Origin of the sequence: Streptomyces sp. NPDC086077, assembly GCF_040686175.1 — a bacterium.
In the GTDB taxonomy this organism is placed as follows: domain Bacteria; phylum Actinomycetota; class Actinomycetes; order Streptomycetales; family Streptomycetaceae; genus Streptomyces.
Genome location: NZ_JBFBJT010000134.1, coordinates 1 through 20435, shown reverse-complemented (window position 1 = coordinate 20435; position 20435 = coordinate 1). Strand labels below are relative to the sequence as shown.

Below are 20435 nucleotides of genomic sequence, written 5' to 3'. Positions count from 1 at the left end.
GTGATCCACTGCCGCTCCTGCACGCAGCCGAACCCGGCATCCCGCCGGAGCCAGACCCGCCCGATGATCCGGCAGGTCAGGGCATGCATTCACTGCCGACCCGACATGGCCCTCCGCATTTTCTGATGTCGTCGGCACTCAGAACCATGTCTCCGCCGGCACAGGCCACGTGCTCCTTCGCAGCGGCGCAAGCCGAAGCACACCGGCCGTGCCGACCACGAAGGTGAACGGTTCGGCAAGCCACGCTGACGATCGGTCAGCGAGCCAATTCAGAGCACTTCCGACACACGCCCTATTGGGCAGGACTAAGGTCTGCCCCACTGAGATCGACACCAGCCTGCTCACCGGGTCTTGGCGGCAGCCTACCGACTACCGTTCACGATCCTGCGTGCACGCTGGAGCGCCTCTGCGCGGAGCTGGGTAGCGAGGCTGAGGTCTGCTCGCTGCTCCGCGGAAAGTCTGGCGGCGTGCCGACGACCCACTCGGTCGACCACCTTGGGCAGACCCGCAACCAGAGCGCACTCCCCATCGGCGACGGCTATGCGGATCTCGGCCCGCCGTGCGGCGTCCGTAGTGCCGGCCGAGTCGTGGCTTCGGAGTGCATCGGCACGGGCTTCCTCCATCGATTCATACGGGTATTCCCGGTCTCTCATGCAGGAGGTCCACAACGCCATAGCCTCCCGCATGGCGGAACTACTGACAATTGGGTGGTTCAGAGCGTTGTGGGCTTCCTGTGGCACATAGGAGACCCGGGCCGCGTCGACGACGTCGCCGTACAGACCGATCCTGCTCTCGGCGATACAGCCGGTGGTGCCGAAGGTGAACTCTGGCCCGCTGGACAGCCGCAGCACGGCACGCCGTTCGGGATCGCCGGTGAGGGCACGGACATATGAGTTTCGCTCTGCAGCGGGAAGGCCCGGCGGGTACTGGTCGCCAGGCGACGGACCAGGGTCTGCGAACCCGTATCCGCGGCTGCGCCGGGTTTCCAGATCCGGATGCCAGGAATCATCGATGCCGATGGTTCCGCTGCCCGAGGCCGGATAGTCAAAGCCTCGCGCGGCCATGCAGCGCCGGGTTAGCTTGTACTCTGCCTGCCGTAGTACCTGCTGGTCGTCGCGGTAGGGCCCGGCGCGAACGGCCAGGTCCAAGGCCGCCTCGCTGAGTACCGTCCCAGCGGACCCGCCGTCCGGGCTTGCCGACTGCGCTTGCGCGCAGCCGGCAACTCCCGCGATCAGCAGGGCGACGGCTGCTCCGACGGCGATACGTCGGCCCATCAGTCGCATCCCGTCATCGCCTACCCGCACCACCAGCGGTTGGAGCTGATGGCGTCATTCCAGGTGCCGCCGCTCGGCTTGCCCCATTGAGTCAGGTTCGCGGCGGAGGTGTCGCGGTTGATCACCCACGAAGATCCCCCGTAGTTGGGGTGCTCGTGGACCACCGCCTCGCAGTCCCGGCCCTCGTTGGCAATGGATGAGGCGCAGTCGCTCCAGGTGCCGGACTGGCAGTTGGGGCGGCTGAAGGCACGCCAGTCCGTGTTGCTGCCGGACAGTGTTCCTAGTCCGCCCGAGTAGTTGGCGTCTTGCCAGAAGCAGAGGTACCCGCTCTCCTGAGGGCAGTCGCTGTACGCGGCCTGGGCGGCCGGAGCTGATACGAATATCCCCGCACCGGCGGCCAGGATGGTACCGGCAGCGGCAGCCGCGATCCGCCGTAGTGTTGTGAAACGCATATGTCCTCCCTTTCTTCTTGCCCCCGACTCTCTTGTCGTGGGCACATCTGGCCGGATGGCCACGTCTGTCGCACCTGTCACGGCAAGGTGGCGCCATCCAGGCGCCTTGAGTGTTGCGGGTGCCGAATGGGAAGTCGTTGTCAACCAGCGACAAGTGGTTGACGATGCGTGCCACGTCGAAGCGCGGGCGGGCTACTGGCATGAATCCGCAGGGCGAGCGCCCCAGCGGTGGGTATCGGGCGGCACCACCCGTTCGGCATCCGGATGGTGCTCGCTCCTACGTCCTGGTGCTCTTCAACACTGGGTACATGGCGCCGTCACCGCCGACCGACCACAGAACACCGGAGAGTGCCGCCCGCCCCTGCTTCCCCGAGTGCACGCACTGTTCCGGGTCCAGGTGACTGTATCGTGCACCGTTCCGAAGCCGTTACCAGCTGGTATTCGCTGTACGGCTCGTTGTTCCACCACTCGACCCAGTCCAGGAAGGCCGATGGCCGTGGCCAAAGCGTTCCTGAGTCTTGAACACTTCCGTTGGTTGCGTGAGAAGACCGGCCCGTTTACGGCAGCGCTGACGGCAAAGCGGTTGGATGCCCAAGCCCCCCACCAGGGTCTCGTGGGGGCTCCACATCTCTCTCGGTAAAGCGTCCGACGGGCACAGTGCTCGTTCCCGCATACAAGTCGACGTGCGCGCAGTTCGATTCGCACACGCCGGCCTGCGACCGGACGTTCCGATGGAGTCCGCCGGTAGCAGCAGTGCACTCTCGAAGATTTTGCCCGCATCCAGAACAGGTCGCCGACGCGGCCCGTGATCGCACGGCGACTCGGGCCTCCGCATCCATCAGCAGCAGCCGGTCGACCTTCACCTCGACACCAGGCAGTGGAAGATCCGCAACCTGAACCCCACCCATCACGCCTGATAGTTGCCCAACTATCACCAAGGTAACGACAGAGCCCAAGATCTATGACAGAAACGAGAGATGACGGCACGTGCCCGCCCTGATGAAGGCTGGTCGATCTCGCGGAGCCGGCGATCGGTAGGTTGCATCGTCGAACGTTGAGACCGGATCGTCGCCGACGCGGGCGAAGCACCCGGAAGGATGCCGCTCGTCCAGCTCGTCCTCACCGAGCTCTGGCACCGCCGTACCCCGTCGGCGCTCACTCACGATGCCTACAACTCCTGCGGTGGCGTGGCGGGAGCCTTCGCCATACACGCGGAGGAGGCGTCGTCCTCTCCCGCCCCGCAGGCGGCGCACGACAGGACGACGAGATCATCGAGCTGGCGCACGAAGCACTGACCAGACAGTGGCCGAGACTCAGGCACTGGCTCACCGAGTCCCGGGAGGCCCGTCTCCGGCACGAGACGCAGCGAACCCAGCGCGAACGCTTGGAACTCCAGCAGCGCGACCCCGAGGTCCTCTCCACCCACGAAGTCGACTACGTCCTGCGCAGCGGACTCCGCGCCCGCTGGAGGATGGCGGCCCTGTGGACGCTGGCCGTCCTCGCCGCAGCCGCAGCCCCGGCCGTCCTGAAACTCGTCACCTGACCGGTGACGGGGTCACATCCCGGCACCCACTCCGCCGCCGGCGTCACCCCGCATCGGAGGTGGCGGGGCGTGAGTGGCGCAGAGGGCGGCTTGCCGCCGGCTTCGCCGTGCAGGATCAAGACGCGGCGAGATCCCGCCTCAGTGCCGACAGCGTGTGACCGGCCCCGCGGACCGACCCGCGCTTTCGCTCCGCGGGTCGAGGCGGGGGCTTCGCCGCACCCCGGCCTACGATCGGTTCGTGGACATTCCTGATGATCTGATCGCCCTGGAGCGCGCTGCCGAGGAGCAGCGCGCGAGGCTCGCCGGACTCGACGGCGACGAGTACGACCAGCAGTTCCAGGCCTGGCGGGAGGCCGCACAGGCGGTACAGGCAGCAATCGCCGACCACGCCACCGCGACCGGACAGTCCCGCTACGCGCTGGAGATGGCCGTGAAGCGAGCGGTCCGACGCTCTCAGGAAGATCCTGCCGGATAGGTGATCCCCGGGGCCCCGGGCCACCGTTTGTGCACACGTCCGGGGCTGGTCAGACGGCGCAGGGTGCGGTTCGCGTAATAGACGGCGGACAGCCGGCCGACGGACGCGATGCGCACGCCCTCGCCCCGCAGGTCGCAGGCATCCCACTGCAAAGCCCCACGCGTTTCCCGCCGCAGCGCCCAGGGACGTCCCAGACATCTGCTCCGCGTGGTCTGCGGAGACCACCGCCAACCGGGAGCTGTCCATCGCGCGCAGGGCGATCGGCGGGTGGCAGCGCCAGGGCTGGGTCGAAGGTGATCCGGTGATCGGCATCGAGCGTCGGCCGGCGCCGCCAGACCGCACCAAGGCCCTGGCCGTCGCGGGAAGATCACCGCCAAAGGCGCGGCGACCGAGTGGATCCACTGGCAGCCGGGCACCGCTCAGCTGCTGCCTCGCCTCATCGCCGGCCGCACCCGCGGCCCGCTGTTCCTCACTGGCCGTGGAGCCCCGGCCGGAACGCCGTTGGTGGACGTGTGCGAGGAGACCGGTCGGGCGAGGCTCTCCTACCGTCGACTGAGCACCGCCGATCCGTTGCTGACCGGACGCTCCGGACGCGCCTGCCCGGACACCCTCGCGCCCCGCTCCTGCTCCTTGGCTGGGGCCACGTCGGCCCCGCCTTCCTCGCCCAGTTCCACACCGACCCACCCTGTATCTGGAAGCCCCTGCCCCTACCCCTGGGCAGGTGCCCGACAAAGAACCCGCCCCCGAGCCCTCGATGCCCACCCCGGCCGTCGCCTCCCTGGCCTAGAAGCTGAAGCCGTCTCCGGCTCCGGCCGCTACTCCGCCCGTCACCGTCGCCAAGTCGGCTCGGCCAGCCTCGGCCCGGCCCTGCATATCGCCCTACACGGATGGGGCATCTCCGTCCGCGGTGCGCACGGTCATGCCGGGTGTCAGTGCGCCGGCATCCACCCATCGGTTCACGGATGTGGACCAGAAGGGGTGGGTGGTGGTGGCCACCGGTGAGGCGAATTGGTTCCGAGTGAGCCCGGAGCACACGTACCACGTGCTCTCCTCGTCGAGTTCCACGAAGGGCATAGCAACTCCCCCGTGCAGTACGCTGCGTGGCCCATGGAACCGTCCGTTCGGGTGCCGGGTGCCGGGTGCCGGGTGCCGGGCGCCCGCAGCGCCGCACTGCGGGCAGTTGCAGGTCCCTGCGTCTCCTTCGTCGCTAAAGGGGCCAAAGGTCGTGCCGCGCGGCCTGCGCAGCGGTCGGCACGGGACGTGGACAACTACGCTTCCCGCGGACAATCTCAACAGGCGCGCGGGGCGAGGGGAAGGCAGTCGGCGGTCAGGCTCCCCGCCGGCTCGGCCGGCCCTGCCGGGCCGCTGCCGAAGGCCCCTGCGCCAGGCCGTGGTGGCCGGATTCCACGCAAGCCGCCTGGATGAGGCCGGCCTCACCCAGCCGACTCTGGCCACCAGCTCTGGCCGCCAGCTCGGGACAGCCACGAGTGCGCGGTCCACCCGGCTGCACTCCGCCTCGATCAGTTCGGGGTGCGGGGCAGAAGCCAACGCCTCGATGAGGAGGGCAGAGATGCCCCCTCGCGCAGCTCCTCCATGCGTTCCAGCAGGATGCCGACCAGGATGCTCCGGTGCGACCCCGCCGCCTCGCAGTAAATGCTCACCCGTTCCAGGTCCCGATCCGTCCGGTGGTTGTCCCATAGCACATGCTTGATGGCCGTCGAGGTGCGGTAGGCGAGTTCGAGGAGCTCGCGCAGTGCTCTTGTCTCCGGTGTCGGCGTCTGCCGGCCGTGCATCTCCGGGGTGCTGGGCGTGTGGGAGAAGTGCAGGCCGTAGATCGCGCAGCCGTCCGCAGCGCTACGGGCTTCCGCCACGGCGGCGTTGAGCGCCTCCATGAACGGCCGGACGTCGAAGTCCTCACTGGTGAAACAGTCGCGGGCATCGTCGAGAACGAGCACGATGTCGCGGGTGGCGCGGCGCAGGTCCATCAACCGCTGAAACTCTGTCTCGTCACGGGTCCGTCGTTGCCGGCTCTCATGCTGCCGCTGGGCATGCCGACTGGTGAGCGCGGGGACTGTGAGGGTCGCCGCGGCTCCAAGGGCGGCGCCACCCACAGCGCCGAGGAGTCCGTAAAGGGCTGCTGCATCTGGCACACAGTCATCCTGCCCTCCGGCAAGAAGGCATGTCCGGCAATTCCCGACACGACAAGCCCGACGAGTGAGGGCGCGGCGGCCTCCCCCGCCGGGCGGCTGGAAGATGGCAAGAACCCTGGCCCATCGCCTCAACGCGGCGACCGGAGCGCTGGCTATCCCAGTGCTTGGTCCGCAAGACGCCGTCCGGCTCATCCGGAGTGCCCCGGGAGCCCCGAGGTCCTGGACGAGGCCGGTGGCGAGAGCTGAGGCGGCGGCGGTCAGGCCCCGCCCTTGCGGAGATCGGCCCCATTTGGTGGCCTTCGGGGCACGGCAGCAGGATGCGTTTCGGCTGGCGGAGCTTGGCTCATGAGGGGTCAGGGTAGGCCGCCATTTCCGCTCGGACGCCCCGACAAGGGCCGCGGACCGCATTACGCAGCCGATCCTGGCCCAGCCTCCCGCGGATCACCCACCGGCCGCGTCAACTCCTCATCCACCTGGAAGCGGCGGCCCCGCTCCGTTTCGTCCAGATCCCAGTGGTGCTGGCATTCCTCACACCGTGGCCCGTCCACCACGGCGTCCTCCCCGTTCGGGCAGTCCGTGCCGTCCCCACGGCCCACGCACGCTTTCCATGTGTCCCCCATGCCTGCGACCCTGCTGTCGGCCGGGCAGGTTTGTGGAGAGGGCATGGCAGGGCGCACGGGCGCTTACCTCCGCCACGCGGCCTCAACACCCACGCGCAGCCCCACCAGCGCTCCATGCAGGGAAACAACCTGCGCAGGGTCCGCGACAAGCAGGAATCCCTGGTGGGCTGACCGGTGGTGTACTGCGAGCCACCCCCATGGACCGGCCCGCGCCAGGCACTCACTGCCGCACTCGGCCACCGACGCCAACAGCGGAATGATGTATGTGATCCCCGCCGGACCCAATATCTTACCCAAGGCCCCGATGGACCGCGGCCCGTTGGCGGGCCGGCCACATCATGGCGTGCCAGATCGATCCCGTACACGAGGCCAGCTGATCCATCAGGAGTCGGCAGCCGATCTCGACCACCCTGCCGCGCTGCCACTTCGGGAAGCACAGCAGCCCGCCCCTGTCTTCTTTTCCACAACTACTGCTGACAGGGGCGCGATGCGTGCCGGGTGCTAATGCCTCGCTCGCCCGTCAGCATCAAGGGGCAGGTTTGCCGGCCACTTCCGCCAACTCGTCTGCGGCCTCGGGCGTCAGACGGTAGAACCCCTGAAGACTGATCGAGTTCTCGAGCCGGCCATCCACCACGTACTTCAGCGCGCGGGTCTGACCTCGGCGGTTGCGCCAGGTGAGCCTCGCAAGCAGCTCACCGGAGAGGGACACATCGAAGCGTACGGGCGTCGCGTCCACGTGCACCGCCTCGGCGCCGCACCCGCCGGCGCCGAGCATCGACCAGTCACCGTGCCCGGGATACGCGGGGTCCTCCCAGGTTGCGGGAGCCGTGCCGCAGCAGTCGCGTCGCTCCCTGTCGATCACACGCATCTGACTCACCACAAACACCTCACGCCGGTTGACGTGCAGCGCGTACACCTCGTCCCCAGCGCGAACACCCGTCCACGCGGGCAAAGAAGAGTGAACGCCGCTGAACGCGACCGGCGGCCGCTCGCCCACGCGGCCCGCCTTACGCAACGCACGGCACGTGTCATGGGTCCACAAAACGGTGAAGGCATCAGACATACCCTCACCCTATGAACCAGGTCTGACATTGATACTCGCAGCGGGTTCCGGTGGTCGTGGCTCAGGGTCTGACTGACGTCCTGCTGGGCTGTCCTTCGACTGTTCTGTCCGGCTGACCTGAACGCCCATGGCACGGTGACCGCCGTCGGGGTCGAGGGGACCTCCCGGCCTCGGGTTCACCTTGACCTGCCGACAAGCGGACCTACCGCGATCGAGGCAACCAGCCCGGCAAGGCCGAGCGGCGCGGTATCGGCAAGTCCGATCCATCGACGCCTAGGGCGGGTGAGATGCCGTCACAGTGATACGGGCATATTATCCGTATATGGGTGACGTTAAGTGCGATTGGTGCGGTGTTCCCTTTCTGAGGCTGACGGCGGGTCGTCGTCGGTATTGCCGGCCGGCCCACCGGCAGGCAGCTTGGCGTGCTCGTCGCCGCTGGCAGAACGGCGCGGCGGCTCGGGTGAGGCTGGCTTCAGCCGGTGAGGCTCTGGTGTTCGAGCTGCAGGCCGTTGCGCAGCGAGTGCAGGAGCCGTCCTCGCCGGGGCTGCCTGGCGGAGGACACAGCGCTGCGGTGGCGCGGGTGCCTGAGCTGGCCGAGCAGCTGGTGCGGGCGGCGGTGTGGGCGGACCGGCAGGCGGGGGCCAGTTGGGCGCAGATCGGGGCGGGGCTGGGCATCAGCGCGGAGGCGGCCCGTGGCCGCTTCGGCCGTGTACGCAGTGTCGCCGCACCGGCCGCGAGAGTCGGGTAGAGGTCGTGCAATCGCCTTTCGGCCCCGGCACCGGGTCCTGTCTGGAGCGCCTCGAGACCTTCATGGCCGAGGTGATGCGCGAGACCGGCGCGTCGATCGGCTTGCTCTACCTGCTGCCGCCTGGGGAACGGATGCTGCGGCTTGCCTTGATGTGCGGCGTCTCCCATGAGATCGCCGCGCCCTGGGCCCGCGTCTGCGTGGACGCATCGTCACCGGTCCCGGATGCCATGCGCGATGGGCAGCTGGTGTGGCTGAGCAGCCAGGAGGAGGTGGCACGCCGCTACCCGCAGCTGGGGCTCGTGCTGCCCTACGACTTCATGCTCGCCGCAGCCCCCCTTGTCGGCGGCGGCCAGGCGCGGGGCGGCATCGCGCTGCTGTGGCCCGCCTGGCACCCGCCGCGGCTCAGCCCGCGCCAGCTCGACGCGGTCACCGCCTACTGCCGGCACACGGGAGACCTTCTTGAAGAAACTGCTGCCCTCGGCCGTCCGCTGCTGCCCCCTGCAGAACCCTGGCGGATTGCCGCACCGGTGACGGAGGCCAGCCCCGGCCAGGCCAGGGCTGCGCTTGATTTCACCGAACGCCTTCCCGTCGGCTGCTGCGCGTTGGATTTGAGCGGCCGGATCACCTTCATCAACTCTGCCGGGATTCAGCTGGTGGGGGCCGATGCCGCCTATCTCGCGGGTAATCGCCTATGGGAAGTGCTGCCGTGGCTGCACGCCCCGGTCTGCGAAGAGCGCTACCGGGCAGCGGTGATCACCCGCCAGCCGACGAGCTTCACCGCCGTGCGCCCCCCAGACACGTCACTGTTGTTCCAGCTCTACCCCGGCGCCAACGGCATCAGTGTCCACATCACACCCGCCGCGCAGCAGACCGACCCCGTCCAGGCCGCACCAGCGGGTGAACCGGTCGGCGCCATGGCGCTGTATCACCTGACGCACCTGGCGGTCGCGCTCGCCGAAGCCGTGGGTGTCCAGGATGTCGTCGACCTGGTCGCCGACCAGATCGTGCCCGCTTTCGGCCCTCAAGGGCTGGTCCTCATGACGACCGAGGAGGGTCGACTCCACGTCACCGGATACCGCGGCTACAGGCCCGACTTCGTCAGCCGCTTCGACGGCACCCCCCTGTCTGCGCCCACCCCGGCCACGTACGCACTGGCCTGCGGTGAGCCGGCCTTCTACCCCACCTTCGCCGACTTTCAGCACGCCTACCCCGACGCACCCCAATTCGAGGCAAGGAGCGCCTGGGCCTTCCTGCCCCTGACCGCCTCAGGCCACCTCATCGGCTCCCTCGTCCTCTCCTACGACCGGCCACGCCCCTTCCCCACGGCCGAACGCGCCCTCCTGACCTCCCTCGCCGGCCTGATCGCCCAGGCCCTGGACCGCGCCCGCCTCTATGACGCCGAACACGCCCTCGCCTACACCCTTCAAAAGAGCCTGCTGCCCCACGCACTACCCCACATCGCCGGCCTCGAAGTCGCCGCCCGCTACCGGCCCGCCGGCCACGGCATGGACATCGGCGGCGACTTCTACGACCTCATCCACCCCACCCCCACCACCGCCGTCGCCGTCATCGGCGACGTCCAGGGCCACAACTCCACCGCCGCCGCCCTCATGGGACAGGTCCGCACCGCCGTCCACTCATACGCCACCACCGGCACATCCCCCAGCGACCTCCTCGCCTGCACCAACCGCCTCCTGAGCGACCTCAACGCCGGACTGTTCACCAGCTGCCTGACAGTCCACCTCGACCTGCCCCATCACCGCGCCCGCCTCGCCAGCGCCGGACACCCCCCACCCCTGCTCCGCCACCCCGACGGACACACCGAAATCCTCCGTCTGCCACCCGGACTGCTCCTCGGCATCGAACCCGACACCGACTACCCCACCCACGACATCCCCCTCCCGCCCGGTGCCGTCCTCGTCCTGTACACCGACGGACTCATCGAAATCCCCGGAACCGACATCGACGACACCACCAACAACCTCGCTCATCACCTCTCACAGACCCCAGCCCAGGACCTGGACGACCTCGCAGAGACCCTCATCCGCCACGCCGAACTCTCCGCCCCCAACCACGACGACATCGCCCTCCTCCTCATCCGCCCCCACAAGGAATGACGTCACCAGACCGGCGTAGGTCACGGGACGACGTCATGGCAATATGTCCACCCGGCGGTGGGCCCGGCGCCCTGCGCAGTCCGCTGTTCGTGCTGGCTTATCGACGACCAGCGGACAGCAGTCGTTCACGAACGCGGGAGGCGCCCACCGGTGCCGCCCAGGCAACGGCGCGACGACCACTACCGCTTACGCCCGGAGCCAGCGCTTCTTACCCCTGCCCCCGGACGGGCGACAGGACGGCGACCCGGTGTTCGTCGATGTCGACTTGGCGGACGTCAGCTACCTCAGCCCAGAAGCCTGCATGCCTCTGATGCAAGACGCCCTTCACACGCTGGGCATCCGACGGCTCGGCACGGTTTTCCTGCGCTCGGTCGCGGAGTGACGGGCGCGTCCTCCCTTGAGCCTCTTCTGCTTCCCCTCGCTTCACTTAGCGCCGCAGCTGGAGACGGGACCAGGCCAGCACGGTCAGCGCCGCAAAGGCGAGCGAGAAGGCGACGCTGACCGCGAGCTGGGCCGTCGTCGCTGGTGCGATCGGGCCGTCGGGCGCGGCGTGCCCCATCGCCCAGAGGACGGGCGCGGCGAGGGGCAGCCAGCCGGCCGCCCCGGCGAGGACGCCGACCTGGGCGACGACGACGAGGCCGATCGCAGTCGAGACGCCGCCCAGGAGCGAGCGGGAGACGGTCGCGACCCAGGCGACGGGCAGCGCGACGAGCCCGGTGAGCAGGCCGAGGAGGAGCTGGCGGCCGATTCCGGACCAGGCGGCGGTGTCCGGGAGACCGTAACCGAGCAGGAGTGCCAGGACGAGGAGACCCGCGACGAGCAGAGCGTTCAGGACGACCAGCCACACCCCATATACGGCGAGCTTCGCCGCCCCCGTCTGGGCGCGGCTCACCGGGAGGGCGAAGAGACCGACCACGGTGCCGTCCGCGAACTCGCGGGCGAACATCCAGGCCAGGACAGTGCCGAAGCCGAGGAGCCCGCCAGCTCCGGTGATCTGCGCGACCATCGTGAGCAGCCCCGGCCAGTCCAAGGTGGCGGTCGGGCCGAGTTTCGCGGTGAGTTCGGGAGTGCCTCCCGCCAGGGCCCCGCTGATGCCCGCGGTGATCGTGAGGATGCCGCCGGCGATGACCGCGGTGCCGATCACGCCGACTCGGGAGCGGGTGAGTTTGCGCAGCTCGCAGTGGAACGCGGCAGCCAGAGCGGTCCGCACGGTCATGGACCTCACCTCGGGTGCGGCCGTCATAGCACCTCCCCCTGCACGCGGGGCCGGGTTTCGTCGTCGGCCAGGACGCGGGCGAAGAATGCGCGTTCCAGGTCGGCGCCCACCGGGTCGAGGTCTCCGATGAGCCGCCCGGCGTTCATGATCACGATGCGGTGGGCGATCCGGGCGACCTCGTCGAGATGGTGGCTGCTGACGAGTACGGCGGCCCCCGCCCGCGCCCTGCGAGTCAGGGCATCGCGGAGCAGGAGGACCGCGGCGGGATCGAGGGCGTTGCTCGGCTCGTCGAGGACGATGAGGCGCGGGTGGTGCTGAAGTGCCGCGGCAAGGCCGACCCGTTGACGGTTACCGAGCGAGAGCCGGCCGAAACGGCGGTCGGCGAGTGCGCCGAGGCGCCACTCGCCGAGTGCCGCCTCCGCCGTCGCAGGTGCAGCTCCGCGCAGCCGGGCGGCGATCAGGAGATTCTCGCGTGTGGTGAGTTCGGGGTAGGCGGACGGCACCTCGACGAGCTGGCCGACGTGGGCCCACTCGGCGCGCGGGAGCGCCTCGAGCGGGCGGCCCAAAATCCGGACGACGCCCGAGGCAGGCCGCAGCATGCCGAGAGCCAGGCGCATCAGGGTCGTCTTCCCTGCGCCGTTGAGGCCAACGAGAGCCACGATCTCGCCCGGTGCGACGGTGAGATCGAGGGCGTGTACGCCTGCGCCGCCCCGGTAGCGGACGCCGACGCCGTCGAAGGTGAGGGTCATCGTCGGCAGCCCAGAGTGTCCAGGACGCGGTCGAGCACGTCCCGCAGTCCGGCCGCACCGGGCGCCCCCGCTTCCGCCGCACCGCCGTCGCCCGCCCAGTCGAGGAGGGCGACGCTCAGGCCGGCGACGACGGCGCTCGCCGCGACCCTGGCCTCGGTCCGCGCGGTGCCGCGTTCGCGCAGCGCGCCGGAGAGGGCGTCGACGGTGGCCCGGCTGTTCCGCTCGATCGCACCGTGCAGCCCCTTGGCGCCGGCGATGATCCGGACGCGCATGCGCACCGACTCCACCTGGTCCTCGGGCAGCTGTCGCCAGACCGCGCGGATGCCTTCGGCGGCCGCGCGCATCGGATGCTCCTGCGTCGGCCGGGCTCGGACGGCGGCAGCGACCGCCGGGTCGAAGGCGTCCTCCAGAAGCAGCGCCTCCTTGGTGGCGAAGTGCCGGAAGAGCGTCATCTCGCTCACCCCGGCGCGCTCCGCGACGGCCGCGGTCGTGGTGGCGTCATAGCCCTGGGCTGCGAACAGCTCAAGGGCGGCGGTACGGAGGATTTCATGCGTGCGGTCGTATCTGCCCACCCCATAATGTTAGCCACTAACGCTACGGATGTTGTGGCCCCGCCGTGAGCTTGTCCCTGACCTTCGGCCTCGGACAGAGTCTCGAGCGTGCTCAGCCGCATGAGAGTTCTCGACAAGAACTGCCCCACCTGCTTGCCCCTGGCCAAGTACTCGCGGCACGCCGGCTCACCTACGGGGCCGACGTGCCCGGCCACCTGAGTTCCTGCTCGTCCACTGTCCTTTCTCTCCTCGGCTCACCCGCAGCCTCTCGTCACGCACTGCCTTGCGACTGAGACCCGCTGCTGCTTCACGCGGCCCCCGCCGCGCCCGATACATCTGTGGTCTGCCTCGCCATCCCTCACCTATCCGTCCCGGCGCCCCCTCGGCGCGCAGCCCGGCGACGGCGCAGCCAGTCGCCGATCTCCCCAGCACCTGCCAGAAGGGCGGCGGAGGCGAGGCATCCCGTGAAGGAGGCTGGCTGACCAAATGCGTGCCCCACGAGCCAGAGTGTCACGGCCAGAAGCCACCACCACAGCGCGAAAGACCAGACATGCCGCCAGAGATGGGCGCCGCCGGTCACCGGAGGCCAGCCCTTGGCCGCTGAGCGGCGGCGATCACTGCGGCGCACCCGGCCAGGGCCGCCACCATCCCCAGCCCCGTACCGGCCACGATGACCGACGAGGGAGCGTCACTGAGCCGGGGAACGGCGTTGAGCGGCGCGGTCGCGTAGAAGACCAGGCAGGCCAAGCCGCGCGGGCGCATGGGTGTCAAGCGGGCGCGCAGCCGCTGCGGTACACGCCCGGTGAGCAGGGCAATCCCGGCGGGCAGCAGGGTCAGAGAGAAGACGGTAAGGCCAATCCAGTGCCAGATCATCGTCGTCACGGTTTCTCTCGGGAGGGTCGTCGAGGTCAGGTACGGCGGGTGGCGGCAAACGTTGCCAGGCCGCAGGTCAGCACGACCAGGCCCGCGGCGAGAACGGGCATGCCGGGCCCGGGCAGTATGTAGAGGGCGGTCCCGGCCAGGGACAACAGCGCCCCCGTGATCGTCAGGGCGTGGCCCGCGCGCCGTGCAGTCATGCGTCGGTTCCTTCTCGCTTGGAAAAGAGAGCCCGGCTGGCCCTCCGGACTGCCGCAGGGGTCATGAGCGGGGCTTGCGGTGGTGGAGCAGATAGGCGGTGAGAACTGCGACCAGCAGCGCCCAAGCCAGTGCGCCGTGGCGGGCTTGTGCCCAGCCGACGCAGAGGACGACTGTCCCGACGACCGCTCCCCCGGCCACGGCGGTGCTGTCCCTGACGAAGGCCCATTGCCGGCGGGCGCTGCCCGGGCGGCGGATCTCCACCACAGCTGTCTTGATGAGCAAGGCAGCGGCGACGACCACCACGCTGAGTACGGACGAGTCCATAACATTTCTCTCCTCGAGGCGTCAGTGCTCGGTGGCGCGGGCTCGCTGGTAGATGTCGAGGATGCCGTCCTAATCTTCGTCTGCATTCGGGCTCCGCCGGAGTTTGAGGCTGCGCTGGGCAAATGATCAGGATCGTGGCCGTAGAGGCCGCCTTTGACGTCGGCGCTGCGGTGGTGCAGGAATCTGGGCTGATCGTATGACTTGCGTTGGAAAGAGATGCAGCGTGCCTCGACGGGATCACGTGTGTTGCTCCTCTTGGTTACGTTCCGTATTTGCGGTCGACGAGAGCGGACGGTCGTGACCGGGAGCGCACAGCCGTTCCGCCTGCCTTGGTAAGCGCTGCTGAGCGGTCGTCAGAGTGCCTTGGCGGGCCAGTCCAGCAGTCGGGCACCGATGACCGCGGTCTGCAGCATGTAGCGGTGAGCGGAGTCGGCGGGATCGGCGCCCGTGAGTTTGTGGATGCGCTCGAGGCGGTAGGTCAGAGCGCGCACGCTGAGGGATAGGCGGCGGGCGGCCTCGGCGGCGACGCAGCCGGAGTCGAAGTAGGCGGTGAGGGTGTCGAGGAGTGTCTGGGCGCCGCCGCGGGCCGTGGTGAGCGGGCCGAGGGTGTGGACGACCAGGTCGGCCATGGCCTGACGGTCGCGCGTCAGGACGGGGTAGACGAGCAGGTCGGCGCTACGCAGGACCGGGTCCTCCAGATCCAGGCGCTCTGCGAGTTCGAGGGCGTTGAGGGCTTCTTCGTAGGACTGGACGACTCCGCCAGGGCCGGGTTGGGATCGGCCGATGGCGACCCGGCCGCCGTCGGTGGCGGCATGAGCCTGCTTGGCGAAGTGGATGAGGACTTCGTCCTGGTGGCCGGGGGCGATGCACAGCAGTCGGCCGTCCTTGGTGGTGAGCAGGATGCTGCGGTCGCCGAAGCGAGCGATGAGGGAGCGCTCGACCTGCCGGGGTACCGGGTCGCCCTCGTCGTAGGGCATCGGGCCGCGGGCGACGGCGACCGCGTGCGCATGGGACAGACGCAGGCCGAAGCGTTCGGCGCGCTCGGCGAGGCGGCCCAGGTCGCTGCGGCCATAGAGCAGGTCGTCGATGAACTCCCTGCGGGCCGCCTCTCCCTGACGTACCGCCAGGCGCTGGGCGCGCTCGTAGCCTTCGGCGAAGGCGTCAATGACCTGCTGCACCGCGGCGAGGGCGCTGTGGGCGGCGCCGGGGGTGGCGGGCCAAGCCGCACGCGCCGCCGCCAGGTGGGCGCTGATGAGGGTGCGCAGGCCGAAGCCGGCGTCCGCAGCTTGTTCACCCAGGGCGCGCCGGGAGGCGATCTCGTCACGGGTGAGTCGCCTGCCGGTGGCCGAGACCTCGGCCATGATTTGGGCATAGCCATCCAGATACTGCTCTGGTATCGCCCGGTCCGTCATGTCGTCCCCCCGCATTCTTGACGCGCCGGTGACGATTTCTTAGCAGCCCACCGGCATGCAGACCCTAGTGAACGCTGCCGGGAACCGGCAATGCGCGAGGGCGCTCCGTCCGGGCAGCATGGCTCGTGGAGGCGCACTGCGGATGGGTCCGGTGCCGGACACGGACAAATTCCCGGCACCGGAACCCGCAGAGCAGTGCATCACCGACCAAGGGCCGTGTGTGCCCAGGACGGAGAAGGGTGGCCGGGTCATGCAAACGTTCCTGGAGGCCGCCATCGGTCTGCCCACGATCGTGCTCACCGCCGCCCTCGTCGTGCTCCTGTCCGTCTGGCTGCTGGTCGCCGTGCGGGTTGCTGCCCCCGCCGGCTCCGACGCGGACCTGGATCTCGGCCATGGGGCATGGGTGGGGTACCGGTGTCGATCGCGCGCACGATGCTGACGGTCCTTGCCTGGCTGCTGGGCGTCGGCGCGACGATGGCGCTGGCCGCCTTCGTGACCCCTGGCACCGCCACCGGGCTGCTGCGCCTGACCGTGCCGTGCAGTTCTGGTCACCTGGCGGTTGACCTGCCTGTCCGTTCGGCCCTTGCACCGCCTCTCTCCCGATGAACCTGTGCCACCCCCGCTCGGCAAAGCCACGATGCGCGACCACACCAGGCTGCACGGCATCTGCGCCGAGAGCCAATACTCCCCGCGGGGCCCTTCGCCCGACGGAGCGCTGCTGATGCGGGACCACCCCGCCTGACACGCGTCCCCTGCGGTGCCCCAACTTCCCCCAGGCTTCCTCACACTTCATCATCCGTACTGCTCAAGGACGTATGCCATGGATGCCATGACCGTGGGCACCGGCGTGCTCGCTGCCGCCTGCCTGCTCACCGTTCTCGTCGTACTCGTCGTCTCGCGACTGTTCCGCAAGGTGGAGCAGGGCAAGGCGCTGATCGTGTCCAAGATGCGCAAGGTCGACGTGACCTTCACCGGGCAGGTCGTGCTGCCAGTGCTGCACAAGGCCGAGGTGATGGATATCCCGGTCGCGGGCCAGCGACCGGGACACGCTGCAGGAGACAGTCGAGGGCCTACTCGGTACGCACCCGCGCATCGACGGTCGCACGCCTACCGTCCGCGTCGACGAGTTCCTCGCCCGCAAGCGTAATTTCCGAGCCCATGAGGTGACGGCCCACCGGGCGTATCAACGCCGCCGCACAGCATGGGCGGCCGCAGAGCGCAGCCGGATCAGGCTGGACGGGTACCGGCCGCGAGTGTGCCGGGAATCGGCAATGACGGGTGCGTCCCGTGTGCGGGCCAAGGAACTGTCAAAGGCGCGTCAAGAGCATGTATGGTCTCCAGCGGTGTGCCGGGAAGGCTGGTCGGCGAGCAGGGATTGATCTCTCTTCCGATCGGGGGTTTCCGTCATGGAGCAGGCATGGCCACAGAGTAACCGCACGTGAGTTCGGCGATGCTGGCATGGTTGCCGATCGTGGTGATGGCGGTGGTGGCCGTCGTGGATGTCGTTGCCGGACCGGACATCGGCTTCCTGCCGTTGGTCTCGCTGGGTCCCGCCTTCGCCGGACTGGTCGGCGGGTGGCGGCGTACGGCGTTGATCGGCCTGGCGGCGCTGGTGCTCTGCGCCGGGCTGGGTCTGTACGACGGGCTGTTCGACGGCCGCCGGGGCTATACGGCGATGGCGTCCGTGGCCGGGGTGACGGGCGCAGGCGTCGCCGCCGCCGTGATGCGCGGCCAGCGGGAGGCCGAGCTAGCCAGCGTACGCTCGATCGCGGAGGCGGCTCAGCGGGTTCTGCTCCGGCCGGTACCGCTGGCCGCGGGGCCATTGCAGGCCGCCGTGTCGTACACATCGGCGGTCGCCGAGGCCCGGATCGGGGGAGATCTGTACGAAGTGGTCGCCTCGCCGCACGGGATCCGGGTCATCGTCGGCGATGTGCAGGGCAAGGGGCTGACCGCGGTGGAAACTGCTGCCGTAGTGCTCGGCGCGTTCCGGGAAGCCGCGCACGACGAACCAGATCTGGTCGGGCTCGGCGAACGCCTGGAGCGCAGCATCGCCCGGGAGTTGGACGGCGAGAAGTTCGTGACCGCGATCCTCGTCGAGGTCGGTTCGGACCACGAGGCGGTCTTCCTCACCTACGGCCATCCCGCACCCATGGTCGTACGCCGGGACGAAACGGTCGATTTCCCACAGCCGCCCGCGTATGCGCTGCCGCTGGGGCTGGGCGCTCACGGCGGTGAGAGGCCGAAGCCCTACCGGGTGGCATTCGAGCCCGGGGAGCAGGTGCTGTTGTACACCGACGGCGTCACCGAGGCCCGGGACGCCACTGGCGCCTTCTACCCGCTCGGAGAGCGTGCTCACCTGTTGAAGGACCCCGACGCCCGAAGCGCGCTGGAGGCCCTTCGCGAAGACGTGGTCCGGCATGCCGCCGCGCCACCGCATGACGACGCTGCGATGCTCCTGCTGCGTTACCACACTCATGGGGCTGGTCAGCAGGCGTTCTTACCTCAGCAGGCAGGCTGACCGAGTGAGCTGCGCGCACCAGACGACGATTCTTTCGACGGCCCTCATGCGACACCGACGGCCCTCGTCCGCCGTGCCGGAAGTGACCACCAGCGACTGCGGTGAGAAGGTGACTCTGAGCCAGGACATGTAGTCGAAGTCGCCGTAGCACCGGCCACATGCCGGCCACAACGGCCCGCACCACGTGGACACCTGAAGTGCATTGCTTACACGCCGCCGAGGCGGCATGCGAGTGCCTGGTGCACACGCCGGGCGATAGCGTCGGCTGTTGCGGGTACGTGGCAGGGACCGATTACGCCACCTGAGTAGCTTCGGCCCAGGAGTGCCTGAGTCCCGGCGGCCCGGAGTGACGGTCAGCAGTCGTCCGATACGGCAGGGACATCGGAGCGCTAGCGGAGTGGAGGGTAGGACATGCGGTGACAATCGCCGATGGCGTATGGGCATGGCTGGGCGCGGGGGCGCTGCTCGCAGCGGTGCTGCCGCGTGTGGTGGCGGGCCGGCCGTTGTCGCTGCCCCTGGTGTTCCTGGTGGGCGGTATCGGCTTGTACCTGCTGCCTTTGCCCCTCCCCGTGATCGACCCGGTCGACGCCCGGATGCATGCGGAACACGCCACTGAGATCTGCGTGATCATCGCCCTGATGGGCGCCGGACTGGCACTCAACCGGCCTGTCGGGTGGCGCCGATGGGCCACGACGTGGCGACTGCTGGGGATCACGATGCCCCTGACCGTTTTGTGCACCGCCACCGCGGCCTGGTGGCTGTTGGACTGGCCTCCTGCCGCAGCGTTGCTCCTGGCCGCCGTCCTCGCACCGACAGACCCGGTACTCGCCTCGGAAGTGCGAGTGGGAGAGCCGACCGAAGACGAGCATGACGAAGACGAGGTGCGATTCGCTCTCACCAGCGAGGCCGGCCTCAACGACGGAATGGCCTTCCCCCTGGTCTACGCGGCGGTGGCGCTGGCGGCTGCTGCGGGTGGCGACTGGTCGGCCGACTGGCTCGGAACGTGGGTGGTGACGGACGTCATCTTCAAGTGCGGGGTCGGCGTGCTCAGCGGATTGCTGGTGGGCCGGCTACTGGGCTGGCTGTTCTTTCGAACCCGTTCGCCTGTGCTGCGTCTCTCGGAACACCGCGAGGGCTTCGTTGCCCTGGGTGCCACCTTTCTTTCGTACGGGATGACCGAGTTGCTGGGAGGCTACGGTTTCCTCGCCGTTTTCGTCACCGCATGTGCGATCCGGGCGGCCGAGCGCGCTCACGGCTTCCACAACGTCCTGCACGACTTCGTGGAACAGGTGGAGCGTCTACTGACTGCCGTACTGCTGTTCTTGCTGGGTGCTTTCATCGCGCTGGGCGGTCTGGCTTCGCTGACGTGGCAGGGCGCGGTCACCGGCCTGATCCTGCTCGTGGTGATCCGGCCACTGTCCGGTTGGGCCGGCCTGCTGGGAAGCCGCCTGCACCCCAGGGAGCGTTGGGTGGTCGCGGGGTACGGCATCCGGGGCATCGGTTCGCTGTACTACCTCGCCTATGGCCTGGGCCAGCAAGACTTCCCTGTGCAAGCTAGGGAATTGTGGGCCGTCGTGACGTTCACAGTACTGGCCTCCGTCGTGCTGCACGGTGCCAGTGCGGGACCGGTCGTGACCAGGCTCGACCGGTGGCGGAATGCCGTACCGCCACACCAGGGGGGTTAGGGACTGGACCGCGCCTGGGATGCAGGTCCGCCACCGTTGCGAGTTGGAGGAATTGACCGTCCCCGATGGGCAAATGCGCAGCGGGAGCGCGTCACGAAGATTGTTCGGCTGCGCGACAAACCGGGCAGGTTAGTTGGCGGGCTTCTTGGTTATGGACCATTTTGCCAGGGGTAGCCGGCCCTCGCAGCGTCTTCGGCTCCGTGCGCACGTGATTGCTGCACACACCGGCGCCGCATACTTTACAGACAGCAACAGCCTGCGCAGTTCGTCCAGATTGACTACATTCGTAACAGTTCATTGTCGGGCCCTTCCATGACGGCTGGAGTGACGGGCATCGGGCGCGGCAGAGGTCGCTTCGCCGTTGGAGTGGTCAGCGATGGTGCGGCGGAGGGTGGACATCGGAGAGAACAGCATCAGCTCTGGCGGCGTCAGCGACGGCCTCGGCTGCGGCCTCGGCGGCT

The 20435-nt window shown here is 68.9% G+C and carries 22 protein-coding genes and 1 pseudogene; 11 read left to right on the top strand and 12 right to left on the bottom strand.

Annotated features, from left to right (window positions below; all coding sequences use genetic code 11):
* Window positions 1-362: 362 nt before the first annotated feature.
* Window positions 363-1274, bottom strand: coding sequence for a hypothetical protein (locus AB0O67_RS29315; protein ID WP_365456308.1), 912 nt, complete (start codon window positions 1272-1274; stop codon window positions 363-365).
* A gap of 20 nt (window positions 1275-1294) precedes the next feature.
* Window positions 1295-1726, bottom strand: coding sequence for a peptidase inhibitor family I36 protein (locus AB0O67_RS29310; protein ID WP_365456305.1), 432 nt, complete (start codon window positions 1724-1726; stop codon window positions 1295-1297).
* A gap of 1064 nt (window positions 1727-2790) precedes the next feature.
* Here AB0O67_RS29310 and AB0O67_RS29305 point away from each other — a divergent pair.
* The 3 genes from AB0O67_RS29305 to AB0O67_RS29295 all read left to right on the top strand — a co-directional run bounded on the left by AB0O67_RS29305 (window position 2791) and on the right by AB0O67_RS29295 (window position 3744).
* Window positions 2791-3021 (top strand): hypothetical protein, encoded by a 231-nt coding sequence (locus AB0O67_RS29305; RefSeq protein ID WP_365456316.1) that lies wholly within the window; start codon window positions 2791-2793, stop codon window positions 3019-3021.
* Window positions 2994-3269, top strand: coding sequence for a hypothetical protein (locus AB0O67_RS29300; RefSeq protein WP_365456313.1), 276 nt, complete (start codon window positions 2994-2996; stop codon window positions 3267-3269). The genes AB0O67_RS29305 and AB0O67_RS29300 overlap by 28 nt, the downstream gene beginning before the upstream one ends.
* A gap of 238 nt (window positions 3270-3507) precedes the next feature.
* Entirely contained in the window at window positions 3508-3744 is a 237-nt protein-coding gene (locus AB0O67_RS29295; protein ID WP_365456302.1) for a hypothetical protein, read from the top strand.
* A gap of 1520 nt (window positions 3745-5264) precedes the next feature.
* Here AB0O67_RS29295 and AB0O67_RS29290 read toward each other — a convergent pair.
* Together AB0O67_RS29290 and AB0O67_RS29285 are read right to left on the bottom strand one after the other, a co-directional pair.
* Entirely contained in the window at window positions 5265-5729 is a 465-nt protein-coding gene (locus tag AB0O67_RS29290) for a hypothetical protein (protein ID WP_365456299.1), read from the bottom strand.
* A gap of 1311 nt (window positions 5730-7040) precedes the next feature.
* Window positions 7041-7577 (bottom strand): hypothetical protein, encoded by a 537-nt coding sequence (locus AB0O67_RS29285; RefSeq protein ID WP_365456296.1) that lies wholly within the window; start codon window positions 7575-7577, stop codon window positions 7041-7043.
* A gap of 580 nt (window positions 7578-8157) precedes the next feature.
* Between AB0O67_RS29285 and AB0O67_RS29280 the strand changes: the two genes are divergently transcribed.
* The 3 genes from AB0O67_RS29280 to AB0O67_RS29270 all read left to right on the top strand — a co-directional run bounded on the left by AB0O67_RS29280 (window position 8158) and on the right by AB0O67_RS29270 (window position 10824).
* Window positions 8158-8325 carry a hypothetical protein gene (locus AB0O67_RS29280; RefSeq protein ID WP_365456293.1) on the top strand — a complete coding sequence of 56 codons (168 nt, stop codon included), beginning with the start codon at window positions 8158-8160 and terminating at the stop codon, window positions 8323-8325.
* Window positions 8326-8330: 5 nt separating this feature from the next.
* Window positions 8331-10442, top strand: coding sequence for a SpoIIE family protein phosphatase (locus AB0O67_RS29275; RefSeq protein ID WP_365456290.1), 2112 nt, complete (start codon window positions 8331-8333; stop codon window positions 10440-10442).
* 247 nt (window positions 10443-10689) lie between these two features.
* Window positions 10690-10824: a hypothetical protein gene (locus tag AB0O67_RS29270; protein ID WP_365456287.1), complete on the top strand. Its 135-nt coding sequence runs from the start codon at window positions 10690-10692 to the stop codon at window positions 10822-10824.
* Between the two features lie 45 nt (window positions 10825-10869).
* On the opposite strand, the gene AB0O67_RS29265 is transcribed toward AB0O67_RS29270, so the two are convergent.
* The 7 genes from AB0O67_RS29265 to AB0O67_RS29235 all read right to left on the bottom strand — a co-directional run bounded on the left by AB0O67_RS29265 (window position 10870) and on the right by AB0O67_RS29235 (window position 15771).
* The gene (locus AB0O67_RS29265; protein ID WP_365456284.1) at window positions 10870-11658 is read right to left on the bottom strand and encodes an ABC transporter permease; all 789 of its coding nucleotides are present in this window, start codon (window positions 11656-11658) and stop codon (window positions 10870-10872) included.
* A gap of 23 nt (window positions 11659-11681) precedes the next feature.
* Window positions 11682-12407 carry an ABC transporter ATP-binding protein gene (locus AB0O67_RS29260; RefSeq protein WP_365456281.1) on the bottom strand — a complete coding sequence of 242 codons (726 nt, stop codon included), beginning with the start codon at window positions 12405-12407 and terminating at the stop codon, window positions 11682-11684.
* A complete protein-coding gene (locus AB0O67_RS29255) occupies window positions 12404-12979 on the bottom strand; it encodes a helix-turn-helix domain-containing protein (RefSeq protein ID WP_365456278.1) in 576 nt (191 codons plus the stop codon). Before AB0O67_RS29255 ends, AB0O67_RS29260 begins: the two co-directional genes overlap by 4 nt.
* Before the next feature lie 555 nt (window positions 12980-13534).
* Entirely contained in the window at window positions 13535-13831 is a 297-nt protein-coding gene (locus AB0O67_RS29250; RefSeq protein WP_365456310.1) for a hypothetical protein, read from the bottom strand.
* Window positions 13832-13866: 35 nt separating this feature from the next.
* On the bottom strand, window positions 13867-14034 hold the full coding sequence (locus AB0O67_RS29245) for a hypothetical protein (RefSeq protein WP_365456275.1): 168 nt from the start codon (window positions 14032-14034) through the stop codon (window positions 13867-13869).
* A 61-nt stretch (window positions 14035-14095) separates the two neighbouring features.
* On the bottom strand, window positions 14096-14359 hold the full coding sequence (locus tag AB0O67_RS29240) for a hypothetical protein (protein ID WP_365456272.1): 264 nt from the start codon (window positions 14357-14359) through the stop codon (window positions 14096-14098).
* Window positions 14360-14712: 353 nt separating this feature from the next.
* Window positions 14713-15771, bottom strand: coding sequence for a helix-turn-helix domain-containing protein (locus AB0O67_RS29235; protein WP_365456269.1), 1059 nt, complete (start codon window positions 15769-15771; stop codon window positions 14713-14715).
* 250 nt (window positions 15772-16021) lie between these two features.
* On the opposite strand from AB0O67_RS29235, the gene AB0O67_RS29230 reads away from it, so the two are divergent.
* The 5 genes and pseudogenes from AB0O67_RS29230 to AB0O67_RS29210 all read left to right on the top strand — a co-directional run bounded on the left by AB0O67_RS29230 (window position 16022) and on the right by AB0O67_RS29210 (window position 19974).
* Window positions 16022-16210 (top strand): hypothetical protein, encoded by a 189-nt coding sequence (locus tag AB0O67_RS29230; RefSeq protein ID WP_365456266.1) that lies wholly within the window; start codon window positions 16022-16024, stop codon window positions 16208-16210.
* Entirely contained in the window at window positions 16186-16377 is a 192-nt protein-coding gene (locus tag AB0O67_RS29225) for a hypothetical protein (RefSeq protein WP_365456263.1), read from the top strand. The genes AB0O67_RS29230 and AB0O67_RS29225 overlap by 25 nt, the downstream gene beginning before the upstream one ends.
* A gap of 214 nt (window positions 16378-16591) precedes the next feature.
* A pseudogene (locus AB0O67_RS29220) lies at window positions 16592-16792 on the top strand (flotillin family protein); the annotation flags it as partial.
* Between the two features lie 456 nt (window positions 16793-17248).
* The gene (locus AB0O67_RS29215) at window positions 17249-18289 is read left to right on the top strand and encodes a PP2C family protein-serine/threonine phosphatase (RefSeq protein ID WP_365456260.1); all 1041 of its coding nucleotides are present in this window, start codon (window positions 17249-17251) and stop codon (window positions 18287-18289) included.
* Window positions 18290-18705: 416 nt separating this feature from the next.
* Window positions 18706-19974: a cation:proton antiporter gene (locus AB0O67_RS29210; RefSeq protein WP_365456258.1), complete on the top strand. Its 1269-nt coding sequence runs from the start codon at window positions 18706-18708 to the stop codon at window positions 19972-19974.
* A gap of 91 nt (window positions 19975-20065) precedes the next feature.
* On the opposite strand, the gene AB0O67_RS29205 is transcribed toward AB0O67_RS29210, so the two are convergent.
* Complete coding sequence (locus AB0O67_RS29205) at window positions 20066-20272, bottom strand: DUF2180 family protein (RefSeq protein WP_365456256.1); 207 nt, start codon at window positions 20270-20272, stop codon at window positions 20066-20068.
* Between the last annotated feature and the right edge of the window lie 163 nt (window positions 20273-20435).

Bases quoted from the DNA above. Each gene is read 5' to 3' on its own strand.
- AB0O67_RS29315 (WP_365456308.1), bottom strand. From the start codon at position 1,274: ATGGGCCGACGTATCGCCGTCGGAGCAGCCGTCGCCCTGCTGATCGCG.
- AB0O67_RS29245 (WP_365456275.1), bottom strand. From the start codon at position 14,034: ATGACTGCACGGCGCGCGGGCCACGCCCTGACGATCACGGGGGCGCTG.
- AB0O67_RS29265 (WP_365456284.1), bottom strand. From the start codon at position 11,658: ATGACCGTGCGGACCGCTCTGGCTGCCGCGTTCCACTGCGAGCTGCGC.
- AB0O67_RS29290 (WP_365456299.1), bottom strand. From the start codon at position 5,729: ATGGACCTGCGCCGCGCCACCCGCGACATCGTGCTCGTTCTCGACGAT.
- AB0O67_RS29235 (WP_365456269.1), bottom strand. From the start codon at position 15,771: ATGACGGACCGGGCGATACCAGAGCAGTATCTGGATGGCTATGCCCAA.
- AB0O67_RS29205 (WP_365456256.1), bottom strand. From the start codon at position 20,272: ATGAACTGTTACGAATGTAGTCAATCTGGACGAACTGCGCAGGCTGTT.
- AB0O67_RS29310 (WP_365456305.1), bottom strand. From the start codon at position 1,726: ATGCGTTTCACAACACTACGGCGGATCGCGGCTGCCGCTGCCGGTACC.
- AB0O67_RS29230 (WP_365456266.1), top strand. From the start codon at position 16,022: ATGCAAACGTTCCTGGAGGCCGCCATCGGTCTGCCCACGATCGTGCTC.
- AB0O67_RS29215 (WP_365456260.1), top strand. From the start codon at position 17,249: ATGGCGGTGGTGGCCGTCGTGGATGTCGTTGCCGGACCGGACATCGGC.
- AB0O67_RS29260 (WP_365456281.1), bottom strand. From the start codon at position 12,407: ATGACCCTCACCTTCGACGGCGTCGGCGTCCGCTACCGGGGCGGCGCA.
- AB0O67_RS29240 (WP_365456272.1), bottom strand. From the start codon at position 14,359: ATGGACTCGTCCGTACTCAGCGTGGTGGTCGTCGCCGCTGCCTTGCTC.
- AB0O67_RS29250 (WP_365456310.1), bottom strand. From the start codon at position 13,831: ATGATCTGGCACTGGATTGGCCTTACCGTCTTCTCTCTGACCCTGCTG.
- AB0O67_RS29285 (WP_365456296.1), bottom strand. From the start codon at position 7,577: ATGTCTGATGCCTTCACCGTTTTGTGGACCCATGACACGTGCCGTGCG.